Below are 15,365 nucleotides of genomic sequence, written 5' to 3'. Positions count from 1 at the left end.
TGTTCAGTCCTTATCAGTTGAGGCCGCGCACGGAGGAGATGAACTGCTTCAGTTCCGTGGTCTGCGGGTTGGCGAACAGCGTTTTGCTGTCGCCCTGCTCCCAGACTTTCCCCTGGTGCATAAACACCACGCGGTCGCCCACTTCGCGGGCAAAATTCATTTCATGGGTAACCAGTATGAGCGTCATCCCCTCGGCCGCCAGTTGCTCCAGCACTTTGAGCACTTCGCCCACCAGCTCCGGATCCAGCGCGGAGGTGATCTCGTCGCAGAGTAATACTTTCGGCGACATCGCCAGCGCGCGGGCTATCGCCACGCGCTGCTGCTGGCCGCCGGAGAGGCTCGACGGGTAGTAATCCAGACGATCGCCAAGGCCAACCTTCTCCAGCATCTGCTGCGCCAGCGCCCGGCATTCGGCGGCGCTTTTTTTCAGCACCCGACGCGGGGCGAGCATCACGTTCTCCAGCGCCGTCATGTGCGGGAACAGGTTGAAGCTCTGGAACACCATCCCGACCGAGCGGCTGATTTCACGCGCCTGAGAATCCCGGTCGGTAATGGTCATGCCGCCCAGCTTGATGCTGCCGTCCTGATAGCCTTCCAGGCCGTTAATGCAGCGCAGCAGCGTGCTTTTGCCCGATCCGCTGCGCCCGATGATGGAGATTACCTGGCCCATGTCGATATCCAGATCGACGCCCTTGAGCACGTGGTTATCGCCGTAGTACTTCTGCACCTGATTAATGGTGATGAGAGGCATTGAATTTCGTCTCCAGATAGCGGCTGTAGCGCGACAGCGGATAACACAGAATAAAGTAGCCCAGCGCCACCAGCGCAAAGACCTTAAACGGCTGATAGGTCACGTTGGTCAGCATGGTCCCGGCCTTGGTCAGCTCGACAAAACCGATAATCGACGCCAGCGCGGTACCTTTGATCACCTGCACGGCAAAGCCGACCGTCGGCGCAATGCCGATGCGCAGCGCCTGCGGGGCGACCACGCGAAACAGGGTCTGGCCGAAGGTCAGCCCCAGACAGCGCGACGCTTCCCACTGCCCTTTCGGCAGGGCGCGAATGCTGCCGTTCCAGATATCGAGCAGAAACGCGCTGGTGTAGAACGTCAGCGCCAGCGAGGCGGCGGTCCACGGCGAAACGTCGATGCCGAACAGCGCCACGCCGAAGAAGGCCAGGAACAACTGCATCAGCAGCGGCGTGCCCTGAAACAGCTCAATATAGCCGCGGATAATGCGCTTCACCGTGCGCCCGCCCGTCAGGCGCAGCAGCAGGAGCGGCAGGGTCACCACCGCGCCGCCGACGAACGCCACCAGCGACAGCAGCACCGTCCAGCGTCCGGCCAGCAGCAGATTGCGAATAATGTCCCAGTCGGTAAAGGTGGTCATCATGCCTGCACCCCCAGCCATTTCCATCCTGCCGCCATCATCAGCTGGCGCAGAGTAATCGACAGCGCTAAATAAATCCCGGTGGTCACCAGATAGACCTCAAAGCTTAAAAACGTTCTGGACTGGATCAGGTTGGCGGCGAAGGTCAGCTCTTCATAGGAGACCTGCGACACCACCGACGAGCCGAGCATCACGATGATGCACTGGCTCACCAGCGCCGGGTAAATGCGCTGCAGCGCAGGCGGCAGCACCACGCGGATAAAGGTCTGCAGGCGGGTCAGCCCCAGCACGCGACCGGCCTCCCACTGCCCTTTCGGCGTGACCTGAATGCCCGCGCGAATAATCTCGGTGCTGTAGGCGCCCAGGTTGACCACCATGGCCAGCAGCGCCGCTTCCCCCGCCGTCATCTTCAGCCCCAGGTTCGGCAGGCCGAAGACGATGAAAAACAGCTGCACCACAAACGGCGTGTTGCGGATGATCTCCACATACCCGCCCCAGATCCGGCTGTACCAGGTGGTGCGTCCGCTGCGGATCGCCGCCCCGACAATCCCTGTTGCCAGCCCGCCGACGGTGGCCATCACCGTCAGCTGAATAGTGACCCACAGCCCGGCCAGCAGCTCCGGCCAGTGCGGCCAGAGGGCGGAAAAATCAAGTTGCTCAGTCATCGGCTCAGGCGCCAAGGTTTGCCGGCAGCGGGGCCTTGAGCCATTGCTCAGACAGACCGTTCAGCGTGCCGTCCTTAATGCCCTGCTCGATCAGCGCGTCCACTTTTGCCTTCAGGGCCGGTTCGTTTTTCTTCAGGCCAATGAAGCACGGCGAGTCTTTCAGCATAAAGCTCGGCACCGGGGCTTTCGCCGCGTTCTGGCGCGAAATGGCCGCCACCACGAGATTGCCGGTCGCCACGTACTGCACCTGGCCGGACAGATATGCCGACAGCGTGGTGTTGTTGTCTTCGTAGCGCTTCACGTCCGCGTCTTTCGGCGCCAGGCCGGTCAGCACCATGTCCTCCACCGCCCCGCGCGTCACGCCGATGGTTTTTCCGCTGAGCGCGGCGGCATCCTTCAGTTCAGCCCCTTTCGGACCAAACACGCCGAGGAAGAACGGCGCGTAGGCGCGGCTGAAGTCGATTACCTTCTCGCGCTCCGGGTTTTTACCGAGGCTGGAAATGACCAGATCCACCTTGTCGGTTTGCAGGTACGGCACGCGGTTGGCGCTGGTCACCGGCACCAGCTGCAGCTTGAGCTTCATCTGTTTAGCGAGATAGCGCGCCATGTCGATGTCATAGCCCTGCGGCTGCAGATCGGTTCCCACCGAGCCAAACGGCGGGAAATCCTGCGGAACGGCGATGCGGATGGTGCCGCGTTTCTCAATATCCTGAAGCTGGTCAGCCTTTGCCGGCAGCTGTGTGAAGAGGCATGCTGCCCCGGCCAGTGCAATCAACAATTTTTTCATGGTGCTTCCCCGTAACGTTAACATGAAACAAAAGATTCTTTGAATGTGATTTTGCAACTAATGTGCCAGGTCAGGCGAAACGGGGGATATTGTCATAAAGCCTGATAAAGCGGGGAATGGCGAAAAGGGGGCGCTCTTTTACGCCCCGTCTGATTGCACTGTTTTAATGCAAAGCACCAGCCTGATGCCCCATTATCGCTGTTCCAGCTCGTCCAGCTGCTGGTAGAGGGAGGCAATCTCGTGAATGCGCGGGCGGCCTTTATCGAGAATGTCATGCAGGAAGGCGTTCGCCAGCAGGTTGATCAGACTGTTGACCGACGAATAGCTGTCATAGGCGGAGACGCTGTCCAGCGGGGTGCAGAGCTGCCAGCTCGCCAGCGGGAACAGGCTGTGGGCTTGCGGCTCGCACATCAGCAGCACCGGAATACCGCTACTCTGAAGCTGCTGCATCAGCGGGCGAATGATGCGCGGGCGACGGCGAAAGGCCATCATCACCACCAGATCGTCCGGCGTTAAGTCCACCAGCTCCTCGCTCAGGCTCTGCCCCGGCTGCGGCAGCACCAGCACCTGACCGCGCGCCTGCAGCAGCTGCTGGCGCAGGTGCAGCGCCGCCGGATAGGCGTTACGCATGCCGATAATAACGATCCGGCGCGCCCTGACCATGCAGGCCATGGCGTCGGCAAACTGCTGCGCGTCGAGGGCATTGACCCACTGGGTCAGGTTTGCCATCTCTTGCTTATAGTGGCGCGCCAGCAGCGTATTACCCTGCACCGCGTCGCGATTGTCGGTGAGCGGCATCCCGCTCTGGCGCAGGGTGCGCAGCTCTTCGCGCATGTCCTTATATTTCTCATAGCCCAGACGCTTAAACAGACGGCTCACCGTGGCTTTTGATACCCCGCTCAGCTGCGCCAGCTCGGCGCTGTTGTAGCTAATGAGGTCGTCAAAATGATCGAAAATAAAATCCGCCACCCGCTGCTCCTGCGGCGACAATGACGCGTATTGTGCTTTCAGTCGTTCATCAAGCTGTTCCATAACGCCTCTGTAACGTTTGTTTCATCTCATGCTCATTATTCATTAAGCATGCCAGCTTCTGCGGCAACTGGCATGAAACTTTTTATTCAGAACTGGAACAGCTTTTGCAGCACCTTGTGACTTTCAGGGTTACGAGGACTTTTCATGCAAAGTAATGTCTCCACACACGGTATGGCGGTTGCGCCCCACCACCTCGCCAGCCAGAGCGCGCTGGCGGTGCTGCGCGAAGGCGGCAGCGCCATCGAAGCGATGGTTGCGGCGGCGGCCACCATCGCCGTGGTCTATCCGCATATGAACGGGCTGGGCGGCGATGGCTTCTGGCTTATCGTGCCCCCGGAAGGCGATCCCATCGCCATCGATGCCAGCGGCGCGGCGGGATCGCGCGCGACGCTGGCCGCCTACGACGGGCTCACGCAGATCCCCCATCGCGGCCCCCGTGCGGCGCTGACCGTCGCCGGAACCGTCAGCGGCTGGGACGAGGCGCTGAAAGTTTCGCGCGAGATGACCGGCAAGGCGCTGCCGCTGGCCCGCCTGCTGGCCGACGCTATTGACTATGCGCAAAACGGCACGCCGGTCACGGCCTCTCAGGCCCACGCCACGGCCAGCAAGTTCGACGAGCTGAAGGACGTTCCCGGCTTCGCGGAAACCTGGCTGGTGGACGGCAAGCCGCCGCAGGTCGGGAGCCGCTTTTACCAGCCCGCCATGGCCACGACCCTGATGCGCCTGGTGGAGGACGGTCTGGACAGCTTTTATCGCGGCCCGCTGGCGGAAGTCCTGGCGCGCGGCATGGAGACGCTGGATCTCCCCGTGACGCTGGCCGATCTCAACGCGCACGCCGCCCGACGCACCGTGCCGCTGAAGCTGCAGCATCAGCAGGGAGAGATCTTTAACCACGCCCCGCCGACGCAGGGGCTGGTCTCGCTGGCGATACTCGGCATTACCGACCGCCTGAACATGGCGGAGGCCGACGACGCCGACACCCTGCACCGCATCGTGGAAGCCACCAAGCTGGCCTTTGGCCTGCGGGATGCCCACATCACCGATCCGCGCGCGCTGAACACCGATGTTCAGCAACTGCTGGATCCCGCCGCCCTGCAGGCGCTTGCCGACAGGGTTGACGACAGTCGCGCGGCGCCGTGGGGAACCGGAAAAGGTCCCGGCGATACGGTGTGGATGGGGGTGATGGACAGCAGCGGGCTTGCCGTGTCGTTTATCCAGAGCCTTTATCACGAGTTCGGCAGCGGCGTGGTGCTGCCCGATACTGGCATCGTCTGGCAGAACCGCGGCGCATCCTTCAGCCTCGATCCCGCCCATCTTCTGGCCCTCGCGCCGGGCAAACAGCCGTTTCACACCCTGAACCCGGCGGCGGCGCGTCTGAAGGACGGTCGCGTGATGGTGTACGGATCGATGGGCGGTGACGGACAGCCGCAAACCCAGGCTGCGCTCTTTACCCGCTACGTTATCCAGGGCGTCCCCCTGCAGGAGAGCATCACCCGCCCGCGCTGGCTGCTGGGACGTACCTGGGGACAAACCTCGGACACCTTAAAGCTTGAAGGACGTTTTTCACCCGAGACGGTCGCGCGCCTGCAGGCACTCGGCCACGAGGTGGAGCTTTTCCCTGACTTTAGTGAAGCCATGGGTCACGCGGGCGCCATTGTCCGCCACCCCAACGGGCTGTTCGAAGGGGCATTTGACCCGCGCAGCAACGGCACAGCCGCCGGATTCTGAGGAGAAAACAATGACGACACGCCAACCCGACTGGCAGGCGTACCTGACGCAGATGGAAACCGTACTCGGCGTTGAGCTGGATGACGCCCGCCGCGCCGAGCTGCAGCTGCAGTTCAGCCGCATTGCCAGCATGGCCGCCCCGCTGATGGCGCTGCCGCTCGACGACCGTCTGGAGATTGCAGGAGTGTATAAAGCATGACGCTACACGAGATGAGTATCAGCGCGATCCAGCAGGCGCTAAGTGCGGGAGAGCTGAGCGCCCACGAGATCGCCCGACAGACGCTGGAGGCGATTGCGCGCGTTAACCCGCGGATCAACGCCTGGACCACCGTGACGGAAGCACGCACGCTCGCCGAAGCCGATAATATTGATACCCTGCGACGGGAAAAGCGTCCCCTGCCGCCGCTGGCGGGCGTGCCTTATGCGGTGAAAAACCTGTTCGACGTTGCCGGTCACACCACCCTCGCCGGGGCCGAGCTGTTCAGCCAGCGCCCTGCCGCCGCGGCTGACGGCTTTGCGGTACGCCAGCTGCGCAGCGCGGGGGGGCTGCTGACCGGGATGGTCAATATGGACGCCTACGCCTACGGCTTTACCACCGAGAACAGCCACTACGGCACGACGCGTAACCCGCACGACCTGGCGCGCATTGCGGGCGGGTCGTCCGGCGGGTCAGCGGCCGCGGTGGCTGCCGGGCTGGTGCACTTTTCACTCGGCACCGACACCAACGGGTCGATTCGCGTTCCGGCCTCCCTGTGCGGCATCTACGGCCTGAAGCCCACCTTTGGCCGCCTGTCGCGCGCAGGAAGCCATCCGTTTGTCCCGAGTCTGGATCATATCGGCCCCTTCGCCCGCCGCGTGTGTGACCTGGCGTCCGTGTATGACGCCCTGCAGGGACGGGACACCAGCGACGGTTTTCAGGCCGAAAGCTCCCGGGAACAGACGCGTCCCCTGCTCGATCGCGGGCTTGACGGCCTGCGCTGCGCGGTGCTCGGCGGCTACTTCACCACCTGGTGCGACGCGGACGCCAGAGACGCCGTGGCGCGGGTGGCGAAGGCGCTCGACGTGCAGGATAAACTACAGTTCACGGACGCCGAGCTGGCGCGTTCGGCGGCGTTTATCATCAGCGCCGCCGAAGGGGGAAATCAGTACCTGCCCGCGCTTCGCCAGGAGCCAGCGCGTTTTGAGCCTCACTCCCGCGAACGCCTGCTGGCCGGGGCGATGATCCCCTCCGCCTGGTACATTCAGGCCCAGCGGTTTCGCGCTCACGCCCGGCAGGCATTCAAAACCTTATTCGCGCAGGCCGACGTGCTGATCGCCCCGGCCACCCCGCGCAGCGCGACGCTGGCGGGCGAGCAAACCATGGAAATTAACGGTCAGCCGCTGCCCATTCGCGCCAGCATGGGGATGCTGACCCAGCCAATTTCGTTTTTGGGCCTGCCCGTGACCACCGTTCCGCTACGCACCGCGCAGGGCGCGCCCATCGGCCTGCAGCTGATTGCCGCGCCGTTTAACGAGCAGGCCTGCCTGCGCGTCGCGCGGGTTCTGGAGGAGAGCGGCATCACCGATGCCCGTCCGGCGGAGATAGCAGCATGATGAATCACGATGACATTAACCTCCCGTGGGTGGTTGCCGAGGTGACGGCCGCGTTTTACCGCTATGAGGACGCGCTGGTGAGCAACAACGTTGCGGTGCTGGACGAGCTGTTCTGGCACGACAAAAACACGGTGCGGCTGGGGGCGGGGGAAAACCTGTACGGAATTGATGAAATCCGCGCCTTTCGCGCGGCGCGCCCCGCTGCCGGGCTGCAGCGGACGCTGCGCCACACCGTCATCACCACCTTCGGGGAGGATTATGCCGTGTGCAGCACCGAGTTTACCCGGGAGAGCACAGAACGCATTGGCCGCCAGCAGCAGACGTGGGTGCGGTTTGCCTACGGGTGGCGCATCGTGGCGGCGCAGGTGAGTTTGATGGTGTAACGCTGAAAAACCTGCCCGGTGGCGCTGCGCTTACCGGGCCTACGATGTCCCGTATGCCCTGTGGGCCCTGTAGGCCGGGTAAGGCGCAGCCGCCACCCGGCAAAACATCGCACACTTACTTCTGAAACGGATGTACCTCCCGCCAGTGGTCGGCAATCTGCTGGCGGGTACAGACCCACACCCGCTCGTGCTGCTGCACATAATCCAGGAACCGCTGCAGCGCGCGAAAACGCCCCGGTCGCCCCAGCAGGCGGCAGTGCATGCCGATGGACATCATCTTCGGCGCGCTTTCCCCCTCTTCGTACAACACGTCAAAACTGTCCTTCAGATACGTATAAAACTGCTCGGCGGTGTTAAACCCCTGCGCGGTCGCAAAGCGCATGTCGTTCGCATCCAGCGTATACGGCACAATCAGGTGCGGTTTACGGGAGCCGTCGCTGCAGGCCACTTCCGTCCAGAAAGGCAAATCGTCGCCGTAGTAGTCGCTGTCGTAGTCAAAACCGCCGTGCTCTACCACCAGCTGGCGCGTATTGGGGCTGTCGCGCCCGGTGTACCAGCCCGTTGGCGGCTTGCCAAACAGGTCGGTCAGAACATGCACCGCCTTGTGCAGGTGTTCGCGCTCCTGGCTGATGTCCATATTCTGGTAGTGGATCCAGCGCCAGCCGTGGCTGACCACGTCGTAATCCGCGGCTTTGATTGCCTCGACTATCTCCGGGTGACGCGCCAGCGCCATCGCCACGCCGAAGACCGTCAACGGCAGGCCGCGTTTCTGAAATTCATTGTGGATCCGCCAGAACCCGGCGCGACTGCCGTATTCGTAGAGAGAGTCCATCGACATGTGTTTGTCCGGGTAGCTGGCCGCGCCAATGATGTCCGACAGGAACTGTTCGGATCCGGCATCGCCGTGCAGAACGTGGTTTTCTGCCCCTTCTTCGTAATTGAGCACAAACTGCACGGCAATGCGCGCCTGATTCGGCCACCGCGCGTGCGGCGGGTTGCCCGCGTAGCCGCGCAGATCCCGCGGATAATCCTGTTCAAAAAGCCCCATTGCCACCCCCAAAAAATTAAAATGGATTCAATGCCTGAAAATGCCCGCTTAACGGTTTGTTCTCCGGGAACGCCAGATCCCCGTGCTTGCTGGTCGACAGCCCCAGCGCCACCAGCGATTCCACCATCTTCACCGCCGCGCTGACGCCGTCGATCACCGGCACGCGCAGCTCGCGGGTCAGCTCCTGCGCCAGCGTCGCCATGCCGCCGCAGCCCAGCACGATGGCGCCACAGCCATCCTCTTTCAACGCCTGTATACAGCGCGCGCGCACTTTCTCCTGCGCCAGACCGCTGCCGTCTTCCAGCGCCAGCACCGGAAGGTCGATGGCGTGCAGCGCCGCACAATGGTCCTGAAAGCCATACTGGTGCAGCAGATGTCGGGCAATGATCAGCGTGCGCGGCAGCGTGGTGACCACCGAAAAGCGCGTCGCGACCAGCGTCGCCATATGCATGGCGGCTTCGGCGATGCCGATTACCGGCCCCTGCGCCAGCTCGCGCGCCGCCAGCAGGCCCGGATCGCCAAAGCAGGCGATCACGTGACCGTCCACGCCCTGCTCCCTGCCTTTTTTGATCTGCTCCAGGACACCGACGGCGGCGATGGCCTCATCAAAGTGGCCTTCTATAGACGGCACACCCGCGCTCGGGCAGACCGCGAGGATCTCCGTTCCCGGTGCCGCCACCGCGCGGGCTGCCGCGCCGATGGTTTCCGTCATGGCGAGGCTGGTGTTGGGGTTGATCACTTGTATACAGACAGACATTACGACTCCTTGTGGCCGGCAAACAGCCGGGCAAAATCAGGCAGGCACTCGCCCGCCCGCTCGAAGCAGAGGCTGGCGACGATATGTTCAAAATGGTGCATTAATGCATCGCTTAGCGGCTGGAGCGCCTTCTGGCGCAGCAGATCCACCAACTGCTCGTGATCGTTGCAGCGGCAGCCCTGACGCCACGGCGCGCCCCAGGTGGCAATCACCAGCGAAGAACGCTGGCTCAGGCTGGTCACCATCTCAGTGAGCACCTGGTTGCCGGAGATGGCCTGCAGCTGAATGTGGAAATTGGCGGAGTGGCGGATCGCCGCCGGGCCGTCATAGGCCTCGTGCGCCTGCTGCTCCTGACGAATAATGGCCTCCAGCGCGGCAAGATGCGGCGGCTGGCAGTGCGCCAGCACGTCCGGCAGGTTAGCGACCTCCAGCAGGGCGCGGGTGCGGAAGATGTGCCGCGCCTCTTCCACCGTCGGGCTGGCGACGTGTGCACCACGCTTGGGCGTCAGGGTGACCATTTGCACAGCGGCGAGTCGTTGAAGCACCTTGCGGATGCCCGTGCGGCTCACGCCAAAGACCTCGGCCAGCGCCTCTTCCGGCAATTTGCTCCCCGGCAGCAGCTGGTGTTCGACAATCGCGGTCATCAGCGCCTGGAAGATGGATTCGTCTTTGTCATGCAGGTCTGGCGCGGTCTGCAGGGCGTTTAGGTTGTTCATTCACCACTCCGAATTTTACTTTCCGTTATCGAATCGTATACATAAAAATAAAATATTGCATACAAGATTTATTATTTTGGCCTGGATCCTGCAACACCGTTTGCACTCCCACTCAACGGGTTTTCATTCACAGGAGCAGGTTTCATGCCAAACAGTCAAAACGCACAGCAAGGTACGGCCGCTGATTCCGGTGCGGTTTACAGCCCACGTCTTTGCAATGAGGATCTGGCACCGACGCGTGACCAGAACTGGAGCTGGTACAACATCTTTTCGTTCTGGATGTCGGACGTTCACAGCATGGGGGGTTATGTTGTCGCCGCGAGCTTCTTTACGCTCGGGCTGGCAAGCTGGCAGGTGCTGCTCTGCCTGCTGGTGGGGATTTGCATCGTGCAGCTGTGCGCCAACCTGGTGGCCAAACCGAGCCAGATGGCGGGCGTGCCCTACGCGGTGATCAGCCGTCAGGCGTTTGGCGTGTTCGGGGCCAATATTCCGGCGGTGATCCGCGGGCTGATTGCCTTTGCGTGGTACGGTATTCAGACCTATCTCGCCGCCAACGCCCTGATGCTGGTGGCGCTGAAGTTCTGGCCGTCGCTCTCTTCACTTACTACCGGCGCATTCCTGGGCCTGTCGCATCTGGGCTGGATCTGCTTTGCCATTATGTGGGTCCTGCAGGCGATGGTCTTCTGGCACGGCATGAGCGCCATCAAGCGCTTTATTGATATCGCCGGTCCGGCGGTTTACGTAGTGATGCTGGCCCTCGCTGGCTGGATTGTATACAAGACCGGTTTTGACGGCATCTCCTTTACCCTCGCCAGCAAATCCCTGAGCGCGGGCGAGCAGACCTGGCAGATGATCACCGCCACCGCGCTGGTGGTCTCCTACTTCTCCGGCCCGCTGCTCAACTTTGGCGATTTCTCACGCTACGGCAAAAGCATGGGTGAGATCCGCCGCGGCAACCGCTGGGGGCTGCCGTTTAACTTCCTGCTCTTCTCCATCGTCACCGTAGTGATTGTCTCTGGCACCCAGTCTCTGTTTGGCCGCATGATCACCGACCCGATTGAGACCGTCAGCCGCGTGGGCAACGATCTGGCCGTGGCGATTGGCCTGCTGACGATGATCACCGCCACCATCGGGATCAACATCGTGGCGAACTTCGTCTCACCGGCGTTTGATTTCTCTAACTGCTCGCCGCAGAAAATCAGCTTCCGCACCGGAGGCATGATTGCTGCCGTCGGCTCGATCCTGCTCACCCCGTGGAACCTGTTCAACTCGCCGGAGCTTATCCACTACACCCTGGACGTGCTCGGGGCGTTTATCGGCCCGCTGTTCGGCATCCTGATCGCCGATTTCTACCTGATTAAACGCGGCAAGGTGTCGGTTGACGATCTGTTCGACGACACGCCAAAGGGCAAATACTGGTACCGCAACGGCTTTAACCCGAAAGCCATTGGGGCGCTGATCCCGTCCGTTGCCGTGGGCCTGGTCATTAGCTTTATCCCGGCCCTGCATGAGGTGGCAAACTTCAGCTGGTTTATTGGCGTCTTCCTCGGCAGCGTCACCTACCGCTGGCTGGCGCGGGAAGAGCGCGAGACGGCAGGTGCGACGTCGTTTGGCTCCCGCGTGGCGACGCAAAAAGAGTAATTCCCTCCCTCCGGCCGCAGCATCTCTGCGGCCCGTTCATTCTGGCACCGTTCTTGCTGAGCCTTCTCACCCCCGCTACGCACACACGAAGGCAGGAACCATGATGGAATACCAGACTGCGATACGCGGTGCTTTTTTTGATATTGCCCGGGTCTGCGACAGCGCAGACGCCATTGCCCGGCACGCGCGCTACCTTGAGGACGGCCTGCTGTTTATCCAGCACGGAAAAATTCTGGCACAGATGCCGTGGCAGGAGGGCGAGCAGTATCTTGACCCGCACAAAGGCTATACCGACCTGCGCGGCAAGCTGCTGCTACCCGGTTTTGTGGACACCCACGTCCATTACCCGCAAACGGAGATGGTTGGCGCCTTTGGCGAACAGCTGCTGGAGTGGCTGACCACCTACACCTTCCCGGTGGAGAGCCAGTTTGCCGATGAGGCCTACGCAAAAGAGATCGCCGAATTTTTCATACAGCAGCTGGTGAGCAACGGCACCACCACCGCGCTGGTGTTTTGCACGCTGCATCCGGAATCGGTCGAGGCACTGTTTACCGAGGCCCTGCGCCTGAACATGCGCCTTATCGCTGGTAAGGTGATGATGGACAGGCACGCGCCGGACTACCTGAGCGAAGACGCGAAGCAGAGCTACCGGCAGACCCGGACGCTGATCCAGCGCTGGCATCACCGTGGACGGCTGGGCTATGCGATTACGCCGCGCTTTGCGCCGACGTCATCACCCGAGCTGCTTGCGGCGGTCAGCCTGCTCAGAGAGGAGTTCCCGGACACCTGGTTGCAGACCCACCTGAGCGAGAACCCCAACGAAGTGGCCTGGGTGAGCGATCTCTGGCCGGAGCATGAGCGCTATCTGGACGTGTACCACCACTACGGCCTGACCGGCGAGCGCAGCGTGTTTGCCCACGCGATCCATCTGCACCACAGCGAGTGGCAGTGCCTGCATGACACCGGCTCGGCGGTGGCGTTTTGCCCCACCTCGAACCTGTTTCTCGGCAGCGGGCTGTTTCGCCTGCCCGCCTGCTGGCAGCACAGGGTGCGGATGGGCATCGGCACCGACGTCGGGGCGGGCACCACCTTCAGCATGCTGCGCACGCTGGGGGAGGCCTACAAGGTTGGCCAGCTTCAGAGCTACCGCCTGCGTGCCAGCGAGGCATTTTATCACGCCACGCTGGGCGGTGCGCACGCCCTCCGGCTGGACGATAAGATTGGCAACTTCGCGGCAGGCAAAGAGGCGGATTTCGTGGTTATCGACCCCGACGTGACGCCGCTGCAGCGCCTGCGCAATCGTCGCTGCCAGGATATCTACGAGCAGCTCTTTGTGCTGATGACCCTCGGCGACGAGCGCAACATCAGCGAGACCTGGGTCAACGGCGAGCGGGTGTGGTCAACTTCCCCGGTAGGTTGACCACCCGCCGGGAGCAATCACAAACGGCAGATGAAAATGCTCGTCTGCCGTTTCTCCCGTGACAAACTCAATGTGCGCGCAGGGATAGATCGTCTCCCGGCCAGTATCACTAAACCACGCCCCAATCTCCGCCACCAGCCGATAGCGGCCCGCGGGCAGAGAGGGAACGAACGCGGCGATGCGCCCCTGGACGTTGGTCACGCCCGTGGCCAGCGTCTTCCCGTCCTGTTGCAGATGAACCGTCACGCCCTCTGCGGGTTTGCCCGTCGAAATATCGAGGATATGGGTGCTGAGTGTGCTCATTCGTGAATGACTCCTTCCAGTCGCAGCAGCGTAATTTCCCGCAGCTGTTCCAGCGCGGCACGGATTTCCTGCGCGTCGCTGTTCTCCAGCCGCGCGTGCAGGGCCTGTAATATCTCCTCGCCGCTGCGTCCCTTCGCGCGGATCAGAAAGACGCGCCCAAAGCGGGCTTCATAGCGGGCATTACCTTCACGCAGCGCCTGGGCAAGGGCGGTATCGCGATCGTTCACCGCGCCCTGCTCCTGGCGCGACAGTGCCGCCTCCGTCGCTGAACCTGCGGGCTTTTCCCCGATGCGCGGATGGGCGCTCAGGGCTTGCGTTAAGGCCGCTTCATCCCAGCGTTGCGTCAGAGCCTGCGCCGCAATGAACAACGCGTCCCGGCTCGAATAAGGCCGCCCACTCACCAACGCGTCGGCCCAGCCGGGTATCGTCACGCAGGGCTGAAGCAGCGTAAAAGCGTCTTTCTCAGGCAACTGATTGAAGTCGTGCAGTGCGATCATAGGTTCTCCTTGATTATCCTCCTTCAGGTTAGTGCACAAACCACGCCACTCTTGAGACAAACGTGAAACAGTCGATTCCGGATGGCTGACCAGGAAATTTTTGATTCATAAAAAGGCACGCTCACCGCGTTTGCGCACCTTAGCAGTGCAAACATCTCTCTCACAACGCCGTTTTCACCACTCTGCAGCCTGGTACGCAAATTGCTGAATGTCGTTACACCCTGCAAAAGGAGAGAAGCATGAGAGCAATCGTTATTGGTGCGGGTATTGGCGGCCTGAGCGCCGCCGTCGCGCTCAAGAAAGCGGGCATCGACTGTACCGTGTTTGAAGCCGTAAAGGAGATCAGGCCCGTCGGGGCGGCCATCTCCATCTGGCCGAACGGCGTGAAATGCATGCAGCACCTCGGCATGGGCGACATCATCGAGACCTACGGCGGACCGATGCGTTTTATGGCCTATAAGGATTACCGGCGCGGCGATACCCTGACCCGCTTTAGCCTTGCCCCGCTGGTTGAGCGTACCGGCGGGCGCCCCTGCCCCGTCTCGCGCGCTGAGCTTCAGCGCGAAATGCTGGACTTCTGGGGTCGCGACAAGGTGCAGTTCGGCAAGCGCGTCGAACGCGTCCATGAAGACGAGGCTGGCGTGAGCGTCACCTTCACCGATGGCAGCACAGCTGCCGGGGATTTCCTGATTGCCGCCGACGGCAGCCACTCGGCGGTTCGCCCGTACGTGCTGGGATATACCCCCGAGCGCCGCTACGCCGGCTACGTGAACTGGAACGGGCTGGTGAAGATTGACGAGGAGATCGCCCCGGCGCACCAGTGGACCACCTTCGTTGGCGAAGGCAAACGCGTGTCGCTGATGCCCGTCTCCGGTGGACGCTTCTACTTCTTCTTTGACGTGCCGCTCCCTGCGGGTCTGGCGGAGGATCGCACTACCCTGCGCGCCGATCTCACGGGCTACTTCCGCGGCTGGGCGCCGCCGGTGCAGAAGCTTATCGCGGCGCTGGATCCTGAAACCACCAACCGCATTGAAATCCACGACATTGAGCCGTTCGACAGCCTGGTACGCGGCAACGTCGCGCTGCTGGGCGATGCCGGGCACAGCACCACGCCGGATATCGGCCAGGGCGGCTGCGCAGCGATGGAAGACGCCGTGGTGCTGGGGGAATGCCTGCGTGAAAACCACAACATCACGCTGGCGCTTCGGCAGTACGAGGCGCTGCGCTGCGACCGGGTGCGCGACCTGGTGCTGAAGGCACGTAAGCGCTGCGACGTCACCCACGGCAAAGACATGGCGTTGACGCAGGCGTGGTATCAGGAGCTTCGCGAGGAGACCGGAGAGCGCATCATCAACGGTCTGTGCGAGACCATTCAGGGCGGCCCGTTAGGCTGAACGTAAGAGGGAT

General features: G+C 62.2%; 16 protein-coding genes and 1 pseudogene. 7 read left to right on the top strand and 10 right to left on the bottom strand.

What is annotated here, in order from left to right:
• Positions 1–13 precede the first annotated feature (13 nt).
• The 5 genes from LJA86_RS03630 to hpxU all read right to left on the bottom strand — a co-directional run bounded on the left by LJA86_RS03630 (position 14) and on the right by hpxU (position 3,872).
• The gene (locus LJA86_RS03630; RefSeq protein ID WP_023327069.1) at positions 14–751 is read right to left on the bottom strand and encodes an amino acid ABC transporter ATP-binding protein; all 738 of its coding nucleotides are present in this window, start codon (positions 749–751) and stop codon (positions 14–16) included.
• Entirely contained in the window at positions 732–1,388 is a 657-nt protein-coding gene (locus tag LJA86_RS03625) for an amino acid ABC transporter permease (protein ID WP_229226248.1), read from the bottom strand. The genes LJA86_RS03630 and LJA86_RS03625 overlap by 20 nt, the downstream gene beginning before the upstream one ends.
• Positions 1,388–2,053: an amino acid ABC transporter permease gene (locus LJA86_RS03620; protein ID WP_229225657.1), complete on the bottom strand. Its 666-nt coding sequence runs from the start codon at positions 2,051–2,053 to the stop codon at positions 1,388–1,390. Before LJA86_RS03620 ends, LJA86_RS03625 begins: the two co-directional genes overlap by 1 nt.
• A gap of 4 nt (positions 2,054–2,057) precedes the next feature.
• Positions 2,058–2,840, bottom strand: coding sequence for a transporter substrate-binding domain-containing protein (locus LJA86_RS03615; RefSeq protein WP_008499846.1), 783 nt, complete (start codon positions 2,838–2,840; stop codon positions 2,058–2,060).
• A 192-nt stretch (positions 2,841–3,032) separates the two neighbouring features.
• Positions 3,033–3,872: a MurR/RpiR family transcriptional regulator HpxU gene (hpxU, locus tag LJA86_RS03610; protein WP_048027314.1), complete on the bottom strand. Its 840-nt coding sequence runs from the start codon at positions 3,870–3,872 to the stop codon at positions 3,033–3,035.
• Between the two features lie 144 nt (positions 3,873–4,016).
• Between hpxU and hpxW the strand changes: the two genes are divergently transcribed.
• From hpxW to hpxZ, 4 genes are read left to right on the top strand one after another with little or no spacing between them, the layout of a single operon-like run.
• Positions 4,017–5,600: an oxamate amidohydrolase gene (hpxW, locus tag LJA86_RS03605; protein WP_229225656.1), complete on the top strand. Its 1,584-nt coding sequence runs from the start codon at positions 4,017–4,019 to the stop codon at positions 5,598–5,600.
• A gap of 10 nt (positions 5,601–5,610) precedes the next feature.
• Entirely contained in the window at positions 5,611–5,799 is a 189-nt protein-coding gene (gene hpxX, locus LJA86_RS03600) for an oxalurate catabolism protein HpxX (RefSeq protein ID WP_229225655.1), read from the top strand.
• Positions 5,796–7,193, top strand: coding sequence for an AtzE family amidohydrolase (locus LJA86_RS03595; protein WP_229225654.1), 1,398 nt, complete (start codon positions 5,796–5,798; stop codon positions 7,191–7,193). Before hpxX ends, LJA86_RS03595 begins: the two co-directional genes overlap by 4 nt.
• Positions 7,190–7,576 (top strand): oxalurate catabolism protein HpxZ, encoded by a 387-nt coding sequence (gene hpxZ / locus LJA86_RS03590; protein ID WP_008499851.1) that lies wholly within the window; start codon positions 7,190–7,192, stop codon positions 7,574–7,576. Before LJA86_RS03595 ends, hpxZ begins: the two co-directional genes overlap by 4 nt.
• Positions 7,577–7,691: 115 nt before the next feature.
• On the opposite strand, the gene puuE is transcribed toward hpxZ, so the two are convergent.
• The 3 genes and pseudogenes from puuE to LJA86_RS03575 all read right to left on the bottom strand — a co-directional run bounded on the left by puuE (position 7,692) and on the right by LJA86_RS03575 (position 10,097).
• Positions 7,692–8,591, bottom strand: a complete 900-nt coding sequence (gene puuE / locus LJA86_RS03585) for an allantoinase PuuE (protein ID WP_223540544.1) — start codon at positions 8,589–8,591, stop codon at positions 7,692–7,694.
• Positions 8,512–9,381: pseudogene (locus tag LJA86_RS03580) on the bottom strand (aspartate/glutamate racemase family protein); the annotation flags it as partial. The pseudogene LJA86_RS03580 and the gene puuE, both read right to left, overlap by 80 nt.
• Entirely contained in the window at positions 9,381–10,097 is a 717-nt protein-coding gene (locus tag LJA86_RS03575; RefSeq protein WP_048222414.1) for a GntR family transcriptional regulator, read from the bottom strand. The gene LJA86_RS03575 and the pseudogene LJA86_RS03580, both read right to left, overlap by 1 nt.
• 144 nt (positions 10,098–10,241) lie before the next feature.
• Between LJA86_RS03575 and LJA86_RS03570 the strand changes: the two genes are divergently transcribed.
• Together LJA86_RS03570 and guaD are read left to right on the top strand one after the other, a co-directional pair.
• Positions 10,242–11,738: an NCS1 family nucleobase:cation symporter-1 gene (locus LJA86_RS03570; protein ID WP_229225653.1), complete on the top strand. Its 1,497-nt coding sequence runs from the start codon at positions 10,242–10,244 to the stop codon at positions 11,736–11,738.
• A 100-nt stretch (positions 11,739–11,838) separates the two neighbouring features.
• Positions 11,839–13,158, top strand: a complete 1,320-nt coding sequence (guaD, locus tag LJA86_RS03565; protein ID WP_229225652.1) for a guanine deaminase — start codon at positions 11,839–11,841, stop codon at positions 13,156–13,158.
• Here the strand turns inward: guaD and uraH are convergent.
• Both uraH and uraD read right to left on the bottom strand, forming a co-directional pair.
• Positions 13,138–13,461, bottom strand: coding sequence for a hydroxyisourate hydrolase (uraH, locus tag LJA86_RS03560; RefSeq protein WP_063621334.1), 324 nt, complete (start codon positions 13,459–13,461; stop codon positions 13,138–13,140). The genes guaD and uraH overlap by 21 nt on opposite strands.
• Complete coding sequence (uraD, locus tag LJA86_RS03555) at positions 13,458–13,958, bottom strand: 2-oxo-4-hydroxy-4-carboxy-5-ureidoimidazoline decarboxylase (protein WP_229225651.1); 501 nt, start codon at positions 13,956–13,958, stop codon at positions 13,458–13,460. The genes uraH and uraD overlap by 4 nt, the downstream gene beginning before the upstream one ends.
• Positions 13,959–14,197: 239 nt before the next feature.
• Here uraD and hpxO point away from each other — a divergent pair, with 239 nt between their 5' ends.
• Positions 14,198–15,352 carry an FAD-dependent urate hydroxylase HpxO gene (hpxO, locus tag LJA86_RS03550; protein WP_048222407.1) on the top strand — a complete coding sequence of 385 codons (1,155 nt, stop codon included), beginning with the start codon at positions 14,198–14,200 and terminating at the stop codon, positions 15,350–15,352.
• Positions 15,353–15,365: the final 13 nt, after the last annotated feature.

Source organism: Enterobacter sp. TCD1-1 (genome assembly GCF_020567405.1).
GTDB lineage: Bacteria > Pseudomonadota > Gammaproteobacteria > Enterobacterales > Enterobacteriaceae > Enterobacter > Enterobacter quasiroggenkampii.
The sequence above is the reverse complement of the archived record's forward strand: the minus strand, read 5'-3'. Positions and strand labels throughout refer to the sequence as shown.